The sequence below is a fragment of the Microcoleus sp. AT3-A2 genome (assembly GCF_036705685.1).
GTDB lineage: Bacteria > Cyanobacteriota > Cyanobacteriia > Cyanobacteriales > Microcoleaceae > Microcoleus.
The window spans coordinates 1-19,983 of record NZ_JAUBVF010000060.1 but is presented as its reverse complement, the minus strand read 5'-3'; the positions used below and the strand labels follow the sequence as shown (position 1 = coordinate 19,983).

15 protein-coding genes are annotated in these 19,983 nt (G+C 44.6%); 5 read left to right on the top strand and 10 right to left on the bottom strand.

What is annotated here, in order from left to right; all coding sequences use genetic code 11:
* Positions 1-78: 78 nt before the first annotated feature.
* The 10 genes from QUB37_RS24075 to fbp all read right to left on the bottom strand — a co-directional run bounded on the left by QUB37_RS24075 (position 79) and on the right by fbp (position 10,505).
* Entirely contained in the window at positions 79-531 is a 453-nt protein-coding gene (locus QUB37_RS24075; RefSeq protein WP_333166968.1) for a hypothetical protein, read from the bottom strand.
* Positions 532-542: 11 nt separating this feature from the next.
* Positions 543-854: a hypothetical protein gene (locus tag QUB37_RS24070; protein ID WP_333166966.1), complete on the bottom strand. Its 312-nt coding sequence runs from the start codon at positions 852-854 to the stop codon at positions 543-545.
* A 23-nt stretch (positions 855-877) separates the two neighbouring features.
* The gene (locus QUB37_RS24065) at positions 878-1,162 is read right to left on the bottom strand and encodes an amidohydrolase family protein (protein ID WP_333166964.1); all 285 of its coding nucleotides are present in this window, start codon (positions 1,160-1,162) and stop codon (positions 878-880) included.
* Positions 1,147-2,067, bottom strand: coding sequence for an FkbM family methyltransferase (locus QUB37_RS24060; RefSeq protein ID WP_333166962.1), 921 nt, complete (start codon positions 2,065-2,067; stop codon positions 1,147-1,149). Before QUB37_RS24060 ends, QUB37_RS24065 begins: the two co-directional genes overlap by 16 nt.
* Positions 2,068-2,169: 102 nt before the next feature.
* Positions 2,170-2,661, bottom strand: a complete 492-nt coding sequence (locus tag QUB37_RS24055) for an ureidoglycolate lyase (RefSeq protein ID WP_333166960.1) — start codon at positions 2,659-2,661, stop codon at positions 2,170-2,172.
* Between the two features lie 218 nt (positions 2,662-2,879).
* A complete protein-coding gene (locus tag QUB37_RS24050; RefSeq protein WP_333166958.1) occupies positions 2,880-4,379 on the bottom strand; it encodes a cobyrinate a,c-diamide synthase in 1,500 nt (499 codons plus the stop codon).
* 375 nt (positions 4,380-4,754) lie between these two features.
* Entirely contained in the window at positions 4,755-6,119 is a 1,365-nt protein-coding gene (gene opcA, locus QUB37_RS24045) for a glucose-6-phosphate dehydrogenase assembly protein OpcA (protein WP_333166955.1), read from the bottom strand.
* Positions 6,120-6,296: 177 nt separating this feature from the next.
* Entirely contained in the window at positions 6,297-7,826 is a 1,530-nt protein-coding gene (zwf, locus tag QUB37_RS24040; RefSeq protein ID WP_333166953.1) for a glucose-6-phosphate dehydrogenase, read from the bottom strand.
* A 261-nt stretch (positions 7,827-8,087) separates the two neighbouring features.
* Positions 8,088-9,242 (bottom strand): transaldolase, encoded by a 1,155-nt coding sequence (gene tal, locus QUB37_RS24035; protein ID WP_333166950.1) that lies wholly within the window; start codon positions 9,240-9,242, stop codon positions 8,088-8,090.
* A gap of 189 nt (positions 9,243-9,431) precedes the next feature.
* Positions 9,432-10,505, bottom strand: coding sequence for a class 1 fructose-bisphosphatase (gene fbp, locus QUB37_RS24030; protein WP_333166999.1), 1,074 nt, complete (start codon positions 10,503-10,505; stop codon positions 9,432-9,434).
* A 324-nt stretch (positions 10,506-10,829) separates the two neighbouring features.
* Between fbp and QUB37_RS24025 the strand changes: the two genes are divergently transcribed.
* The 5 genes from QUB37_RS24025 to QUB37_RS24005 form a co-directional block, all read left to right on the top strand.
* Positions 10,830-10,964 (top strand): DUF4058 family protein, encoded by a 135-nt coding sequence (locus tag QUB37_RS24025; RefSeq protein WP_333166948.1) that lies wholly within the window; start codon positions 10,830-10,832, stop codon positions 10,962-10,964.
* Positions 10,965-11,169: 205 nt separating this feature from the next.
* The gene (locus QUB37_RS24020; RefSeq protein WP_333166946.1) at positions 11,170-13,701 is read left to right on the top strand and encodes an ankyrin repeat domain-containing protein; all 2,532 of its coding nucleotides are present in this window, start codon (positions 11,170-11,172) and stop codon (positions 13,699-13,701) included.
* Between the two features lie 29 nt (positions 13,702-13,730).
* Entirely contained in the window at positions 13,731-15,089 is a 1,359-nt protein-coding gene (locus QUB37_RS24015; protein ID WP_333166944.1) for a protein kinase domain-containing protein, read from the top strand.
* 416 nt (positions 15,090-15,505) lie between these two features.
* Positions 15,506-17,746, top strand: coding sequence for an AAA-like domain-containing protein (locus QUB37_RS24010; RefSeq protein ID WP_333166942.1), 2,241 nt, complete (start codon positions 15,506-15,508; stop codon positions 17,744-17,746).
* A 36-nt stretch (positions 17,747-17,782) separates the two neighbouring features.
* Positions 17,783-19,983, top strand: a 2,201-nt coding sequence (locus QUB37_RS24005) for an AAA-like domain-containing protein (protein ID WP_333166940.1), incomplete at its 3' end; no start/stop codon positions are given.

The following is a 19,983-nucleotide window of genomic DNA, read 5'->3' as shown; positions in this document are numbered from 1 at the left end:
ACAGTTGCAGATGTTATTTGTCAAAAAGCTGTTTGAATCAACGGCAAAAGACTAAATTTACCTTCCCACTTTCTCAACTCAAACACTGACAGTTTCCCGCAACTTCTCAACTGCCATATCTAACGGAGGCAAAGTAAAATCCTCAGCATCCATCAATTCCTTAACCTTCTCAAAAATCTCAACTTCCGCCTCTTCCTGATCCGTCAGCTTATCATAAAAATAAGGATCAGTAAACCACTGCTCAAAAGCAATCTCTAACCGCCCATTCGGTGCTAGTTCAAACCGCCAATACTTAGAGACTCTACTATCAACCACCTCAAACAGCGGTGCAGGATTCTGCATGGGATAATAGGTGTAGTTATCGTCACAGATATAGTACCAAACATTACCCTGCGATTGGTAAAGAGCGTAGACAACATATTCCTTGCCAAGCGTTAGGGGAAATCCCACTTCTTTCGTAAAATAGAACTCAGGCTTGAGGTAACTTTCAGGGAGAGCATTACCTGTATTGGCAATACAGCGAATTTTCATGTTTTTTATAACTACAGATTTTTTAGTGCAGCTTTAGGATATGTACGTTTGAATTTGAACTCAACAGTTTGGGCAGTCTCGTTATTTCTGAACCAATGTACTTCAACAACGGCTCCCTCAATTACTGCCGTTTGGGCACTAACCATTTTAACCCAATCACCGACTTTCCCTCCGTAATTAGCAACCAATCTGGGAGCATCTCCCAACGGCTTATCTGCACTGCCTTGAATTCGCTTGCCGACGCTAGCTTTAGCATCTTGCAACAGAAGTTGCTCCTGCAAATTTCTCGGAATCTCATCGGGAATAGCACCTTGCTTCACCATTTAAAAGCTTAAAATATTGTTTGTCAAACCGAATAAAAACTCATTTTAGCAGGTACAGTTGCCGCCAGCAACTTTCCCCGCGAAATCACATACCGAACCGCAGCGCACCTCCTAATTGCATCATAACAATCCTCAGCATCCAACACAATCAAATTTGCAGGTTTCCCCGCCTCTATCCCATAATTATCATCTCCCAGATTGAGAGTTTTAGCACCGTTGACAGTGACCATATTACAACAAAGGGAAATCAGCCTAGATTTCCCTGCACTTGCAATTCTTATCCTCTGCAATATCAGTGTGTCATCCACTGTTGCAGTCGAGAAAATAAAGGACTCTCAGAATGCAGCCAAACCACATCATCAGTCATATTTCCCTCTTTCGCCTTGGACAATTGTAGCCGAGCGCCCAAACCTTCCCGTTTCGCCTCCAAGTTAAAAGCTTCATAACCAAATTCGCCCATCAGAGAGCAAAGTTCTGCTACACTGGAACCGGCCCGTTCCAGATGGCCAGCTACAACTTCTGTCAACACCGCAGGGCGAAGCTTTTGCAGCGTTTGGGAGAAACCTTTAATCACATTCACCTCAAACCCCTCCACATCAATTTTAATAAAAGTAGCACCAGGAAGATTATCTGGGAGCATTTCATCTCCGCGATACACAGGCACTTGATACTGATTAGAAATCAGCCTTCGATCTTTTTCGGGAAGTTGAGCGAAAGTACCCAAACCACTAACATCTGTAGGCACTGTCAGTGTCAGTTCATTTCGCTCGTTAGAAAGGCCGCACTGGTGCAGAGAAACTTTATGCAATTCATTGTCTGTTACCGCAGCTTTTAATTTTTGAAACGCCAGAGGATTTGGTTCAAAAGAGTGTACGCATCCTGTTGTTCCTGTATGATAAGCAGCCAAAAGAGTAATCATGCCCGTATTTGCCCCCGCATCAATAAAGCTGTCCCCAGGCTGTACAGAATTTTGGACGAAGAGTTGTGTCGGTAAGTCATAATAACGGCCTAAAAAATAGCTCATGCGATCGTTCCACTTGGAAAGATCCATCGCCATCCGATAACCGTGGAACTTCCCTCGCATCTCCCGTATAGGAGCATTTTTCCACAAATCTTCCCGGTACACACCTGTGAGTGTCATCAGTTTTCCCCATCCTGGGAGTTCCTGGCGCGTATAGGGTAAAATCAAAAGAGTATAGAGTGGATAATTCATAATTATTAGACCTCTCCCAAAACTATTAAACATGGTTAAGCAGCTATAATCAGCCTAGTTGATATACTATCAAAGTTCTACAACAAATTTTTATTAAATAAATCAGACTATCTCAAACTCCAGATTGTGATTTTTTACCAAATCAAAGGTAAAATGATCAACCACATTAGTATCGCTCAACTCCAGATTGTAAAAATCAACAAAATCCGCATCAAAATACGGCCCAGCGTGCCAAGTTCCCACATCTAACTTAATAAAACAATTCCCCGGAATCCGAAAAGCAGCCATATCTTCTAAACTCGGTTTATAGCTATCCCCAGGAGGCGCAACCGCAATCAACCAATCCTTCCCATCCAAAGAACCCAAACACTGAGTACATTGAACGTGTCGTGTAATTTTGCCAAACTTGCGACCTTTATTGTGCAGCCGCATAATGTAAAATCTAGGAATACCATTTTGCAAGTTTAACTGAGCATCCTCAGCATCGAAAGACTTGCCATCAACAGCCACAAAGATAACTTGACCGTAACTCCGAAAATTCTCCGGTGCCACCCATTGTGCGGATAAGTGCTTAGTCGAAATTGATTCGCTCATAAATCCCAACATTCCTAGCTTTCTCCGTCATAAATATTCTAATATAAATAGTAAGCTCACTTTATTTCTACTTGGAGTGCAGCTAAAAACCAACCTTTCGACTCATCCCACAAGAAAATAAACAAGATTGCTTTCATTCGATCGCCCTTCTTGAAATTAATCTGCGTTAATCTGTGTTTATCTGCCTGACATCTGCGGTTTCAGTATCAACCTTACAATCACGCATCAGCACACTGCTGCAAAAAACGAGCCGGAATATCAGGCCGAGCACCCCAATGCAAATGCAAATAAGAAGCGTGCACCTCACAAACTCCCCAACCTTCAGCAACCGCCTCAACCTCCCTCCGCTTCCCATACCTCCAACTGTGATAAACTGGATTACTCGGTTCAACAGTTAAATGCGATCGATGAAACTCATGCCCCCAAACCTCATCAAGAGCAGTTAACACCGAACTATCCCTCACCGCCACAGCTTCTCGGTATCCCAGCGTCAAACGCTTACCCATCGCAGCAGAAGTTTCCAACACCCCCACCCCTTGCCAAGAATTGCCATCGAAGTCTACAATAGAATCGCACAAATACATCAAACCGCCGCACTCCGCATAAGTCGGCATTCCCGAAAAAATAGCACTTCTTACCGCATCCCGAATTAAAACATTACCGCTCAATTTTTGAGCAAACACTTCGGGAAAACCACCACCAAAATATAACCCTTGCACATTGTCAGGAAAAACCGAGTCATCAAGCGGACTCCAAAATACTAATTCCGCACCCAACTCTTCCAACAAATCAAGATTGTCCTGATAGTAAAAATTAAAAGCCCGATCGCGCGCAACTGCAATCCTCACTCCAAATTGTTTTCCCAAACTGTTGACAACATCCTCTTTTTGAGTGATAATAACCGAAGGGAGACTGTGCCTACACGAAAGTTGCTCTGACCCCTCACCCCCCTCATTTCGAGTTGCAGCCAACAAAGGCAAAAGTTGCTCCCAGTCAAAACTAACAGCAGCCAAATCAGCCAGTTTATCGATCGCAGCATGAAGATTCGGCAACTCCTCAGCAGGAATCAAACCCAAATGTCGATCGGGAATAGTAACAGCCTCATCCCTACGCAAAACCCCCAAAATAGGTAAATTGAGCGGTTTTAGAGCCTCTTGAAGCAACTCCAAATGTCGATCGCTCGCCACCCGATTCAGCACCAAACCAGCGAATTTAAGGTCAGGGTTAAAAGAACGAAAACCGTGGGCGATCGCAGCCACAGAACCAGACAGCCTGCTGCAATCTATCACAAACAATACCGGCAAATTCAGCAAATGAGCAACATGAGCCGTAGAAGCAAAGGAAAAATCATATTTGCCTTCTTCTTTCCGATAATTAATCCGTGTATCCGTGTCAAAATCCGTGTCGTGGCTTCGTGATTCCTGATTTTTTCGACTCACTCCATCAAAGAGTCCCATCACCCCTTCAACTAAGGCATAATCGACATCTGGAATATGACGAGAAAAACACTTTTTTACATAAGATTCAGACGTTAATATCGCGTCTAAATTTCGACAGGGGCGACCAGTGACAAAAGCATGAAACATCGGGTCAATGTAATCCGGGCCAACCTTAAAAGATTGAACATTCAAGCCACGACGGACTAAATAAGCTAAAAGGGCGATCGTCACAGTCGTCTTTCCCGCCCCGCTGCGTTCGCCAGCAATTACTAAAGTCATAGTTCTAGATTAGTTACAAAAAATACTGAAAATAGATCGGTTATAAAGTTATGAGTATTGCTCTCGAACTTCTCAAATAATACATACATATTTAACGAACCGCGAAGACGCGAAGACCGCGAAGGAAGAATGAGAAGAAGAATATAGGTAATTTCGTTGCTTTTTAGAAGTAATTTATAGTTTTGAGTCAAAGAAAATTATTAATTCAAAACTCATAAATTCTAACTCATAACTCCTAAAAAAGTAGGGCAGACATTGCCTGCCCCACTGAATATTAACTCAATCCTTATTCCTTCTTCCTTATTCCGACGGACATCGAACTGACATCCGTTACATCCGTTACATCCGTTACACAATCCGTTGCCGAACTTCTCTTTACCGCTTAGCCAACTTCAGCATTTGAGCCGTCACTGCCAAACTTTCTTCGTAAAGCACATCTCGGCCCCAACTCTGCAAGTGCTGGCCCAGCAACTGTTCCGTCACCTGATCGAACAGAGGACTCACCTGGTTAAACCGATCGGTTTGAGCGCCGCCCTTAGTTTCCATCCGCATACAGCCGCCGACTTCCGAACACAGAACCGTACCGCAGTCAGCCTTTTCGTTCGTCGAATTCAAACGCAGAGCAATCAAATCGCCCGGAACATCGCCCGTATCAGCAGTAGGAATAGCAGCCAACTCCGCTTCGACAACCCGTTCGTCCGGCCCCGCGAATTTAATTCGCTTGATTTGGTAATCGCCCTCTTCCTGTTTGAAAGCAACCGGACGCCACTGAAGCCGGCTCGCCAGCCAACCCAAATACATCAGCGCTTGAGTAGAATTGTCCTGTTCGTAATCGATCGTCACCCGATCGATTTCCCGAATCGCAGCCCGACGTTCCGGGGCGTCAAAAGCCTCAGCAGCCAACTCCTGCCACGCGGCCAGCCGACGCCAATTGAGATCCGCGATCGGAATTCCCTCCTCGATCAGACTTTGCATCAACAGCAATTCAGCTTCACACTCGGCAAAGCTGCTAGAGTCAACAATCACAGAACTGCTAATTGTCGCCAGCCGCTGGAACAAACCTCGATCGGCATCAGGATTCGCTTTCCACCACAGTAGCGTCGGCAAATCCGGGATAGTCAACGCCGTCACGATGCCGCTCACCCGTTCCAAAGCAGCTTCCGTACCCCGCAGCGTAATGTACTCGCAGCAGATCAGATTGCCAGTGGTGCGCTTGTGAACCGGACAATAAGCAGCCACTTGAGCCTGCACGCCCGTATCTTCCCCCGCCGTCGGACACAGAGCAATAATCCGGCAGGGATTGGCAGCCACGATCGCGTCAGCCACGCCCGAACCCCCCGAACCCAAACCACTCGATCCCATCTCCTCGCCATTTGAATTTTTGCGAGCCACTTCTTCCCGCAAAGTCGCCAGCAATTCAGCATTAGGTTTGCCAGTTCTCGGCAGCCCGTAAGCTTTTTGAGCCGCCCTGATGCTAGATGCCGTCATCGGCCCGGTAATACCGTCCACCGGCCCGTCGTAAAATCCCAGATCCGCTAATAACCGCTGAGTTTCTTCCGGTTCGTAGACTACAAAAGTAAAAGTTGTTGCCCTACTAGCGATCGGAACATCGCCCTTTGACCCCGATTCTCTGTAACTTTCCCAAATTTGACTCAATTCGGCTTCTATTTGGTCGAGCGACACATCTTTAGGATTTTGCAGCGAAACCAGAGGCGGAGCTTTCATCGGTGTCATCGTCATAAATCTTCTCTCCTTTGTTATTAGTCATTAGTTATTAGTCATTGGTCATTGGTTCTTAGTCATTGGTTCTTAGTCATTAAGTTATTAGTTAGTAGTTATGAGTTAGCAGCTCTTAGCTAATCACTAATACTAATGCTGACCAATAACTAATGACTAATGACTGCTGACTAATGGCTTTTAAAGTCTGCGCCACTTGCGGCCGTCTCTGTTAATTAGCAGTTCTGCTTCCGTCGGTTCCCAAGTACCCGCTTCGTATTTAGGAACCAAATCTGGGTCGTTGGACGATTCCCACTCCATCAGCGCCGGCGTTACCACCCGCCAAGCTTCTTCCACTTCATCAGAACGGGTAAACAAAGTTTGGTCGCCCAGCATACAATCAATTAACAGGCGATCGTAAGCATCCGAAGATGTCACCCCAAAAGAAGAACCGTAACTGAAATCCATATCCACCGTCCGCGTCCGCAAATCCGGCCCCGGCATTTTCGCCTCAAACCTCAGCGAAATCCCCTCGTTCGGATGCACGCGCATAGTCAAAACGTTAGGAGTAGTTTGTTGGGCCGCAGACTGAAAAATTAACAGCGGCACTTCGCGGAACTGAATAGCAATTTCGCTAACTTTTTTCGGCAACCGCTTGCCGGTTCGCAGGTAAAAAGGCACTCCCTGCCAGCGCCAGTTGTCAATCATAAACTTCATCGCCACAAAAGTCGGCGTTGTCGAGTTGGGAGCAACCCCCGGTTCTTCGTGATATCCTGGCACCTGTTTGCCCTTCATCCAACCTGCGGAATATTGACCGCGAATCGCTGAGAACTCCAAGTTATGCAAATCTGCCAAGCGAGTTGCTTGCAGAACTTTCATCTTTTCGGTGCGGATGCTGTCAGCGTCCAATGAATTCGGTGGTTCCATCGCCGTCAGACAGAAAATCTGCATCAAGTGGTTTTGCAGCATATCCCGCAACGCCCCAGAGGATTCGTAGTAACCTGCCCTGTCTTCTACGCCTACTGTTTCTGCCACTGTAATTTGTACGTGATCGACAAATTGCCGATTCCATAGCGGTTCAAAAATCGCGTTAGCAAACCGGAACACCATTAAATTCTGAACAGTTTCTTTACCCAAATAGTGGTCGATCCGGTAAACTTGCTGTTCTTGGCAAACCTTCTGCACGACTCGGTTGAGAGCTTTTGCTGAACTCAAGTCGCGGCCGAAGGGTTTTTCAATTACCAAGCGGTGTTTTACTGGATCGACCAGCATTTGAGCCTCGCCCAGTTGCCTAATTGCTTCTGGGAAAAAGTTCGGGGAAACTGATAGATAAAATATGTGATTGCCACGAGTTCTCCTTTCTTCGTCGAGTTCCGCTAAGAAGGCTTTGAGTTTTTGATAGCTTTCCGGGTTGTCAATGTCGCCCGGACAGTAGTACAAACCTTGAGCGAAATCTTGCCAAAATTCTTCATTGCCAATGCCCCCGCCAAATTCTTCAATGCCTTCGCGCATTTGCTCTCGGAAGTAATCGTGACTCCAAGGGCGGCGGGCTACTCCCACCACGGTAGTTTCCGGTGGCAAGCGTCGATCGCGCTTCATCTGATAAATTGCAGGTACCAGTTTGCGCTGGGTGAGATCCCCAGAAGCTCCGAAGATTACCAGAATTTGTGGTTCCGGCACCCGTTCTTTTCGCAAACCGACCCGCAGTGGATTTTCAAGTAGCGTTACCATTATTTATTTTCCTTGTTCTAGTGATGTTAACCCTGCCAAGACACCATGATAGTTTGCGGTCATTTCTGCTAGTTAGTGGGTGAGAGAGTTAATCGGTTCTTAATACTGCTAGAGGAGGCAGATGATTTTGCTCTCTAGGAACTCTGAGAGCCATTAATCTGAAAATCCCTAGAGAGGATTTAAGACTCAGCATTTAAGAACCCAAATAATTATCTATTCCGATTCCTAAATGCTTCTGCCTTTCAGGATACAGATATCTGCCTAAGCGACGGGTGACAACTTCTGGACTTTCTCTTGCAAGGAATCCATCAGGGATTGGAACGGGGTGACGAATTTATCAATCCCGTCGAGGAGCAAGTCTGCCATCACTTGGTCCAAGTTGATGTCGATGTCGGGATCTTTGAGACTTTCGATCAGCGTGTAAGCTTCTTCAACGTTGTTCTCAATCCGGGGTGCGACATCGCAGTGGTCGAAACAAGCTTCAACGGTGTTCGGCGGCAAAGTGTTAACGGTGTCGGGGCCGATTAGTTCATCGACGTACATGACATCGCTGTAGTTGGGGTTTTTGGTGCTGGTGGAAGCCCACAGCAAGCGCTGTACTTTCGCTCCCTTGGCCGCTAATGCTTGCCAGCGATCGCTCGCTACGATCTCTTTATACTTCTGGTAAGCTACCTTCGCATTGGCGATCGCAATTTTTCCCTTCACTGCTTCCAGTTTAGCTTTTGTGGAAATATCTGTGACATTTTTGAGTTTCTCGTCAATCTTGCCATCGACATTGATGTCGATCCGGCTTAAGAAGAAACTGGCAACAGAAGCAATATTGCTCACATCCAAACCTTTAGCCGCCCGCGCTTCTAAACCGCGAATGTAAGCCCAGAAGGTTTCGACGTAGCTGTCAACGGAGAACAGTAAAGTCACGTTAACGTTAATGCCTTCGCTGATGACTCGCTCGACTGCGGGCAAACCTTGAGCGGTTCCCGGAATCTTAATCATCACGTTTTCTTTGCCGAGGGCTTGGTAATAGCGTATGGCTTCGCTAATCGTGCTTTCTGTGTCGTTGGCGATCGTCGGTGGCACTTCAATACTGATATAACCGTCCAAACCCTTCGACTCTGCGTAAACTGGGGCGAAGATGTCGCAAGCGTTGCGGATATCTTCAAATACCAGAGATTCGTAAATCTCCATAACAGATTTGCCCGCCCGGATGCCCGCTTCGATATCCGCGTCGTAAATCACATTACCTGCGATCGCTTTCTCAAAAATAGCCGGATTAGATGTAATCCCGCGCAGTCCCCGACTTTCAATCATCTTTTTGAGTTCGCCGGACTCGATCAGATCGCGAGTCAAATTGTCCATCCAGATACTTTGGCCAATTTCTTTGATTTCTAACAGGTGATTCGTTGGTGTTGCTGTCATTACTGTAACTCCTACAATTTGATAGCTGTTAATTGGGACTTGGAAATTGGAAATTGAAAATTGAAAATTGGTAATTGAAAATTGGCAATGGGGAATTGGTAATTGGGAGTCGAAAGTTATAAGTTAAAACCCTCTTCCTTCTTCCTGACATCCGTTACATCCCGTACATTGCTCGTTGCCGAACTTCCTTCACTCTTGGACAGTTCTAGGATTGCGCGATCGATCTTGAATAAAAGACTCGACCATCGCTACATTTTCTTTGCTGCCGATAATCAAGGGCGATCGCTCGTGCAGTTTGGTCGGCACAACGTCTAAAATGTCTTGAATGCCCGTACTGGCGCGCCCGCCGGCTTGCTCCATCAAAAACGCCAAAGGAGCCGATTCGTAGAGCAAACGCAATTTGCCTTCCGGGTTTTTCACCGTTCCGGGGTACAAAAACACGCCTCCCTGGAACAAAATCCGGTGGAAATCTCCCACCAAAGCCCCACCGTAACGGGCGGTGTAGCCTTCGCTGCGGTGTACGTAGCGAATGTAGTCTCTCAAAGATTCCTCCCACTGCCAGAAGTTGCCTTCATTAACGCTGTAAATCGGGCCGCGATCGGGAACCTTAATGTTTTCGTTAGCTAGAATAAACTCGCCCAAGCTGGGGTCGAGGGTAAAGGAATGAACACCCTGACCGATCGAATAAACCAGCATGGTACTGGGGCCGTAGAGCACATAACCAGCGGCAATTTGTTTGTGTCCATGTTGCAGCAAGTCGGAAGCAGAGCCATCTGCATCGTCCCCCTCTTGCTTGCGGATGCTGAATATGGAGCCTACATTGAGATTGATGTCAAGATTGGAAGAACCGTCTATGGGGTCGTAGAGCAGACTGTAACGCCCGATCGGACAATTTTCGGGAATGTAGTAGGGTTTTTCCATTTCCTCCGAAGCCAAGCGGCAGACAAGTCCGCTTTGCTGGAATACCGAGATAAAGACTTCATTGGCATAGATATCCATCTTTTTGACGGATTCTCCCTGCACGTTCGTAGCCCCTGTAAACCCCAAGGCATCTGCCATTAATCCGGCTCTGCTGAGCCGCCTCGCGATCAGCTTGGCCGCCAGCCCGATGCGATTCATCAGGGCACTGAGATCCTGAGCATCTGCTGAAAAGCTGTGAAGTTGCTGGAGTACGTGACGAGATAGGGTTGTGCAATCGCGGTCTAAGGCTTGCACCTGATCTGTCGGGCCCAGGCGGGTTTCCCCTGTCGGCGCGTTTACCATGATTTTGATGTCCTCCCTGTCTTGCTGCTCTGGATTTGGGTTCGATGGAGTCCTTGACACTTGCCCCTGAATCGGCTACGAGACCGATCGTCCCCTAACTTCTATCTTAGGGAGGGTTTTGCCAAAGGGCGTCGAACTTTAGGTGAATTTTAGATCCCCACCGAAAATTGAGGAGTTCGATCGACTGTTGAGTCGGGAATTGTATCCAAAATCACTAAATTTTTTAAATTAACCGCAGAAGACGCAGAGGGCGCTGAGAGAAAAAGTGGCGATAGAGAAGCCTACGAACGTTGGCTAGCATCTCAAAAAGACCGACAACTTCCTTTGCGCGAAGAAGATGTAGAACCTATTGTTAATTTGCCGGAATTGCTTGCAGGCATTTACGATCGCGTCGGCTATGATTATCGGCTCGATTACGATCAATATCCCGTAAGTAAATTTTCGCCAAAGGTGATATGACACTCCAAAATTCTGGGTAAGTTATCCATAGAAATACGGTAATTGAAATTTAAGCAAATATACAGAGTCAGTCATTGACTTTTCTATTGACTTGTTTGAAATATACTCAAACACTCAACTTACCTTGCATAAATTTTTCAAGACTTGGGTTACAAAAACCCAAATATAAAATGTTTCTTGGTACTCATCACCCCAAAATAATGCTATGGATATTATTTCACAAATTCCCCATAACTTAGTCAACCACTATCAGATTAAAAATCTGCTTGGAGAAGGCGGTAGTAGCACAACTTACGAAGCCATTGACCTCAAAACCAATCAGCGAGTCGCACTCAAAGCTTTGTCTTTACAGAAGATGAATGACTGGAAAGTCCTGGAACTATTTGAACGAGAAGCCAATGTTTTATCAAAATTGAATCATCCGGGAATTCCGCGTTATTTGGATTATTTTTATGTCGATACTCCCGATAACCGTTGTTTTTATATAGTACAAGAACTGGCCCAAGGGCAATCTCTAGCAAGTTTAGTCGAATATGGCTGGCACGCTAGCGAAGCCGAAATTCAACGCATTGCCACACAAATTTTGGAGATTTTAGTTTATCTCCATTCACAAACACCACCTGTTATCCACCGGGATATTAAACCCGAAAATATTGTTTTCAAATCCCCCATCAATTCCCACCAACCAAAAGATTGGGAAGTTTGCTTAGTAGATTTTGGAGCCGTGCAAAACACTTATAACAATACTTTAATGCGAGGAAGTACCGTAGTTGGAACCTATGGTTATATGGCTCCAGAACAATTTCTCGGACAAGCCGTACCTGCAACAGATTTATATGGTTTAGGAGCGACGTTGTTGTATTTACTAACCCACCGTTCCCCCGCCGAATTACCAACAAATATACTAGAGAAAGATTTTCGCTCTCAAATTCAGATTTCTTCAGAATTTGCCGATTGGTTAGGAAAAACGATCGCGCCAGATTTAGAAAACCGCTTTCAATCGGCACAAGAAGCGCTTGAATCTCTTCGCAATCCTCGAATAGTTAGCGTTAAATCCAATCCGACGCAATGGAAAAAACGCCTCAAAATAGGAATTGCTGCTGTTGCTGCTGTTGCTGTTTTTAATCACTTTAAATATCCCATCCTCAACCGGATTGGATTTACACCCTATGCAGTTGTCGAGGCTGCCAGACAGGGAGATACTAAAACTGTTAGGCATTATCTGGCTCTTGGCATTAGTGCCAATAGCAGGGTAAAGAACGACGAGAATTTATTACACTTGGCTGGCTCAAAAGAGGTGGCAGAATTGTTAATTGCCAAAGGTGCAGATGTCAACGCTAAGGATTCATATGGCTATACCCCATTACACGTTGCTACGGCATCCGATCGCATAAAAGTGGCACAGACGCTAATTGCCAAAGGTGCAGATGTCAACGCTAAGGGTACAGATGGCTATACCCCATTACACTTTGCTGCTATGTTGGATCGCATAAAAGTAGCACAGATGCTAATTGCTAATGGTGCAGATATTAACGCCTGGACAGGAAGTCAATATTTTAATAAAACTCCTCTGTTCTTTGCCCGATCGCCTGAAATGGCCAAGTTGCTGATTGCTAAAGGTGCGGATGTCAATGCCAAAAACAAAAATGGCATGACTCCTCTACATACGGCGCGATCGAAGACAATCGCACAAATACTACTCTCTGCGGGCGCAAAAATTAACATCAAAGAAGAAAATGCCCGAAATGGCAAGGGTACAACTTTATTACATAACGCAGTCAAAATAGGCTTTAAGGAGTTGGTACAACAGCTAATTAAAGACGGTGCAAATGTTGCGATTCTGGATTTGGAAAAAAGAACTCCCCTGCATCTTGCTGTCGATCGAGGATCTCAAGATATCGCTGAACTGCTAATTGCTAATGGCGCCAGGGTTAACGTTAGAAATGCGAAGGGTCAAACTCCATTGTATCGAGCGATCGCGATCGGACACAATGAGATTGCTGCACTGCTAATTAACAAGGGTACAGATGTCAATAATATAGATGGATCTGGCACAACTCCACTGCACAAAGCCGCACATTATGGCACTGTAAAAATCTTAAAATTGCTGATTGCTAAAGGTGCAGAAATTAATATCCAGGATAATCAAAGAAAAACTCCACTGGATCTCGCCGTAGACCTGAAACTTCAGGATACAGTGGCGCTGCTAATTAGTAAAAACCCAGATGTTAATAGTGAAGACAAAGAAGGCAGAACTTTACTGCATATCGCTGTCGATTTCAAACTTGAGGATGTAGCCAAACAACTCATTGCCAAAGGTGCATTCGTTAATGCCAAAAATAACTTGCTTCAAACTCCCCTGCATCTTGCTGTTGCTCAAGGATCTCAAGATATCGCTGAACTGCTAATTGCTAATGGCGCAAGGGTTAACGCTAGAAATGCGGACGGTCAAACTCCATTGTATCAAGCGATCGCGATCGGACACAATGATATTGCTGCACTGCTAATTCAAAACGGTGCAGATGTTAATAATAGAGATATGTGTAACACAACTCCACTCCACAAAGCAGCACATTATGGCACTGTAGAAATCTTAAAATTGCTGATTGATAAAGGTGCAAAAATTGACGCTACAAACTGCGATGGCGACACGCCGCTCAAGATAGTAAAAACCAACTGGAACCCCGACCGAGACCCAGCAGCCAAAATACTCAGATCTCGCGGCGCAACAGACTAATTATCCACAATCAACCCAGGCAGAAAAATATGGAAACACTACAACGATCGGAAAAAATCATTGCTGAAAGATATCGCATTCTCGGCAAATTAGGACAGGGTGGAGTTGGAATCACCTATGCTGCTGTAGATTTAAACAGCAATCAAAAAGTTGCACTCAAAGCTTTATCCCTGCGTCTGACAACTGAATGGAAGAAAATCGAGTTATTTGAACGAGAAGCAAAAACTTTATCGGGATTGAATCATCCGGGAATTCCTCACTACATTGACTACTTTCAAGTTGATACTTCCCAAGATCGTTGTTTTTATATCGCCCAACAACTCGCACCGGGAAAGTCTCTCGCACAGTTGATAGAAAATGGCTGGAAACCAAGTGAAGATCAAGTGCGTCATATCGCCTATCAATTGCTAGAAATTCTAGCTTACCTGCAATCGCTGTTACCTCCTGCAATCCACCGAGATATTAAACCCCAAAATATTATTCTGCAAAAAAATGGGCGAGTCTTCCTAGTTGATTTTGGCGCAGTTCAAAATACTTACCACCATACCGTTACTGGAGGCAGTACCGTTGTCGGGACCTACGGTTACATGGCACCAGAACAATTCCGAGGAAAAGCTGTATTATCAACAGATTTGTATGGATTAGGAACCACACTACTTTTCCTGTTAACCCAGAAATTTCCATCGGATTTACCCAGAGAAAAGCTGAAGGTAAAATTCCGCGAGCTCGTCTCTATTTCTACAGAGTTTGCCGACTGGCTAGAGAAGATAACTGAACCCGCAATTGAAGATAGATTTCACTCAGCAAAAGATGCTTTATCAGCGCTGCGAGGGGAACAACCAAGGGGGATTAATCCCGACAAAATGTTTCAGCGATCGCCCCAAGCCCGAATTACTTTAATTGACACTAAACGGTGGTTATTAATCAAGATACACCCCGATCGTTCACCTAGCAAACTCAAGTGGTTTTTCCAGTTCATTCATCTGAGTTATAAATTTTTACTTCCATTCTCTTTGATTCTGGGATTTTTTCTATTTAGCTTGGGTGAATACACTACAACTTACTGGCTAAGTATATTATCCTTACAATTTTTCTTGATATCGATCCTGGCTATAACAACATTTACCCTATTTTATGCTTTGATATGGTTGTGTAGGTGCTTGTGTTGGACTGATTATCGTCAATTCACTAGACCAATTCAAATCCGTCCTCAAGATATCCAGCGGGTAAAGTTGAGGGGAATTCATCTGCCATTGCTCAAAAAATCGATTACTTTTTGCGGGATTCGCGCCAAGCCGCGTAACTATTGTTTTGGCTTATTTTTGCCGCAAGCTGAGAAAGAATGGTTGGTAGGGGAATTGAATGATTGTTTAAGTAAACTAAAATAAATCATTGTTGTTATCCACCGAGTCGATCAAAAACCCGTTTTTTTTCCGAGTGCGTGGATTAAATAAATGCGGAAGTATAGAAGATTTTATGTACTAATTTAGGCAATAATAATCATCAAAAAATCCTGGATCTGGCATGAGAATAAAACTATAAAGAATCTCGATATTTATGAAATAGGACTGCAAAAGGGGAAGCCGATCGCACTTCTTGAATACATAGCTAAAATGATTGGTTGAGAGTAGCGATCGCCTTGTGGATTGGTTATGCTTGAGTCAGGGTGCTCGTTTCTGCCAGTTTACTGACCAACAAAAATAAAGATGTTTGTGGTTAAATACCCTAAAGGCAAGAAATATCTCGCCCTGACTGGGGTAGTGTCGTTAAGCTCCTGTATCTCCTAAGCGTGAAGGTTCCATTGATGAGTAGTTCCCCAAGAAAGAAAAAAACCATCCTGTTTTTGGCAGCCAACCCCAAAAATACCACCCATGTGGACTTACAGAAAGAGGCGAAGGAAATTGCAGAGGGATTGCAACGCTCTAAAAAGGGCGACAATTTTCAACTGGAGCAACAGTGGGCGGTGACGCCAAGAGAAATGCAGCGAGCCGTATTAGATTATAAACCAGAGATTGTGCATTTCTCTGGGCATGGTGCAGGAGAAGGGGGTTTAGCCCTAGAAGATGGCATGGGGCAGATTAAGCTAGTAAATGCTAAAGCTTTGGCAGCTTTGTTTGAGGCGTTTAATGAGTACGTGGAGTGCGTCATACTCAACGCTTGCTATTCAGAAGTGCAAGCGGCTGCGATCGCACGTCACATTCCATACGTTATCGGCCTGAAGCAAACGGTGGGAGATAACGCCGCACGAGAATTTGCTGTAGGTTTTTACGATACGTTGGCGGCGGGGGAGTCGATCGAACTTGCCTATAAGTTGGGTTGCGTTAGCATCAGCATGGCAGGGATTCCAGAAGAACTTACTCCGGTATTAAAGAAGAAGTCGGGTTTTTCTGAGTTGAATGCAGAGTCGTCGTTGTTTGTGCTGGAAGCTGCGCGAGCGATCGCCGCACCTCCCCTTTCTATTCTCAATTTAGATAACCCAGAAGGTTCTGTTAGTTTAGATTCACCCCTATATATTGATCGGCGTCCTATTGAATGGGACTCCTACCAAACTATTGTAAAGCCCGGAGCTTTAATCCGAATCAAAGCCCCCCGGCAAATGGGAAAAACTTCCTTAGTGCAGCGAATTTTATCCCACGCCAACCAACAGGGATATCAAAGGGCTTATTTAAACTTTCAATCGGCTGATGGCAGTTCTCTGACCAATATTGATGAGTTGTTGCAGTGGTTTTGTGGTGAGATTACCAATGAATTAAATTTAGAAGATAGGTTAGGAGAATATTGGAAAGGCGTTCTCGGCAGTAAAAATAAAGCTACGAAGTATTTCCAACGCTATCTACTATCTGACAGCGATCGGTCTGTTGTTTTAGGGTTAGATGAAGTTGATCGGATTTTTCAGTATTCGGAAATAGCCACCGACTTCTTTGGATTATTACGAGCTTGGCACGAGCGGGGAAAAAATGAGCCTATTTGGAAAAAGCTGAGGTTAGTCATTTCTCACTCTCAAGAAGTTTATATACCTCTCAATATTAATCAATCGCCATTTAACGTGGGATTGCCCATAGAGTTACCTGAACTCAATCAGAGACAGGTAACAGATTTAGTGTATCGACACCGATTAAATTGGTCAAATCAAGAGATTTGTGACCTGATGGAAATGGTGGGCGGTCATCCTTATTTAGTTAGAGTTGCTCTCTACCAAGTTGCCAGGGGGAGAATTAGCTTAGAGCGGTTGCTAAAAGTCGCTCCTACTGAAGAAGGCCCTTACTACGATCATTTACGACGGCATTTAGTTAACTTGGAAACAGATGCAGAACTAGCAGCAACAATTAGAGAAGTCATTAACAGCGAACAACCTGTAGAAATTAATACCGGAGAGGCTTTTAAATTGCGAAGCATGGGGTTGATCAAATTTCAGGGAAATGCTGTAATGCCCTTCTGTGGTTTGTATCGTCAATATTTTCAGCATCGCCTAGCCTCTCCCCAAGCGAAGATGACTGCTGTGCAACAAATTAATAACCAATCAAGCTTGCACGTAGAGAGTAATTTAGCAGCTATTATTTTCTCGGATGTCGTTAATTCCACCGCCTTATCAGTTGCCAACCAAAAGCTGACACTAGAATTAGTGAATCGAGATTTTAACATCATCCGAGGCATCTGCGCTAAACATCAAGGCAAAGTCCTGAAAGAAATGGGCGATGGTTTATTAATTTGCTTTCCCGAAAGTGCCGTAAAAGCAGTTGCTTGTTCGCTAGAAATACAACGAAATTTCGCCGAAGCTGCTACAACCTTACCTCCGAGTCATGTCCTGCAACACCGCATTGGTATTCACTTGGGAGAAATCTTCTCTCTTAATAATGATATCAGGGGGGCTGGCGTAAATTTAGCTGCTCGTTTAGAAGGGAAAGCAGAGCCAGGAGGGATCTGTATTTCTGAGACAGCTTATCAAGTCGTTAAAACCCATTTATCTTTAAATGTGATTGACTTAGGTCTGCAAGAGTTAAAGGGAATTTCTGAACGTGTAAGACTCTACAAATTGATTCCTTGATTCTCTGATTTTCCACCTATGAATTAACAAAGACCTATGAAAGATTATCAATATCAAGTGGGAGGGAGCCTGCCTGCAAACGCCCCAACTTATGTCACTAGAAAGGCGGACGAAGAACTTTATCAAGCTTTAAAAGCCGGAGAATTTTGCTATGTTCTTAATTCCAGACAAATGGGAAAATCATCCCTGCGAGTGCGGACAATGCAGCGGTTACAAGCAGAGGGAATCGCCTGTAGTAGCATTGATATCACAGAAATTGGCACCTCAGATATTACGCCAGAAGAGTGGTATGCCGGGGTGATAGATAGCATCATCAGCCGATTAAATTTGTATGACGTTTTTGATTTAGATGAATGGTGGGAGCAGAACAGATTACTCTCGAATGTTAAACGATTTAGTAAATTTATTGAAGAAGTATTACTCAAGAATATCTCAGAAAATATAGTAATCTTTGTCGATGAATCGGACAGCTTAATCAGCTTAAACTTTAAAATAGAAGATTTTTTTGCTGTGATTCGTGATTGCTATAATAATCGAGCGGATCAACCCGACTATCGTCGATTAACATTTACGATGTTAGGGGTAGCAACTCCCTCAGATTTAATTCAAGACAAGCGACGCACTCCGTTTAATATTGGTCGAGGAATAGAGTTAACAGGGTTTCAATTAGCAGAAGCCCAACCTTTGGCAGTCGGGTTAGAAATTCAAGAAAAAAATTCGCAAGCATTATTAGAAGCAATCTTATATTGGACGGGCGGACAGCCCTTTATAACACAAAAACTTTGTAAATTACTTCTCATTTACGCCAACTCTGCCTCAATCCAAAATCCTGCTGAGTGGGTAGGAGATTTAGTTCGAGAAAAGGTGATTGAAAATTGGGAAGGGCAGGATGAACCAGAGCATTTAAAGACGATTCGCGATCGCATTTTACGCAGCGAACAACGGGCAAGTAGGTTATTGGGACTATATCAGCAAATTTTGCAGCACAATGAGATAGCGGCTGATGATAGTCCCGAACAAATGGAACTACGATTAACTGGGTTGGTGGTTAAGCAGTCTGGCAAACTTAAAGTTTATAACCGGATTTATCAATCGGTTTTTAACCTTAATTGGGTGGAAAAACAATTAGCGAATCTCCGCCCTTATAGCGAAAGCTTTAAAGCTTGGATAGATTCTGATTGCCAAGATGAATCGCGACTGTTGCGGGGGCAAGCGTTGCAAGATGCTCAAAATTGGACCGCAGATAAAAGTTTGAGCGATTTGGATTATCAGTTTTTAAATGCCAGTCGGGAAGTCCAACAACGGGAAGTTGAACGAGAGTTAGAAGCACAGAGACAAGCGAATAAAATTTTGACTCAAGCCAATCAGACGCTAATTAAAGCAGAGCAATTAGCCACCTATAAAGTCACTCAAGCCCAGAATTTAGCAAATGTAATCCAGGAAACTGCTTTTTCTAATGAATCATTTCGTTCAGGACAGACATTCCCAGCACTTTTGGAAGCATTAAAGGCAGGGCAAGCATTCAAACAACTAGATGCTTCTGCCGAGACGACAAAACAAATTAGAGGACGAGTGATAGCTGCGCTGCAACAAGCAGTGTCCGCAGTAAAAGAGCGCAATCATTTGGAAGGGCATAACAATGTCGTCATTAGCGTCGCCGTTAGTCCCGATGGCAAAACTTTGGCTTCTGTAAGCTATGACAACACCATCAAACTGTGGAATCTGCAAAGCCAAAAACCCATCGCTACCCTCACTGACCATAGCGATTTGGTCAATAGCGTCGCCTTTAGTCCCGATGGCAAAACTTTGGCTTCTGCAAGCAGTGACAAGACCATCAAACTGTGGAACCTGCAAACCCAAAAACCCATCGCCACCCTCACTGACCATAGCGATTTGGTCAATAGCGTCGCTTTTAGTCCCGATGGCAAAACTTTGGCTTCTGGAAGCGATGACAAGACCATCAAACTGTGGAACCTGCAAACCCAAAAACCCATCGCTACCCTCACCGGGCATAGCAATTCGGTCAATAGCATCGCCTTTAGTCCAGATGGCTTGACTTTGGCTTCTGCAAGCTATGACAACACCATCAAACTGTGGAACCTGCAAACCCAAAAAGAACTCTACACCCTCACCAGGCATAGCAGTTTGGTCAATAGCGTTGCCTTTAGTCCAGATGGCTTGACTTTGGCTTCTGCAAGCTATGACAACACCATCAAACTGTGGAACCTGCAAACCCA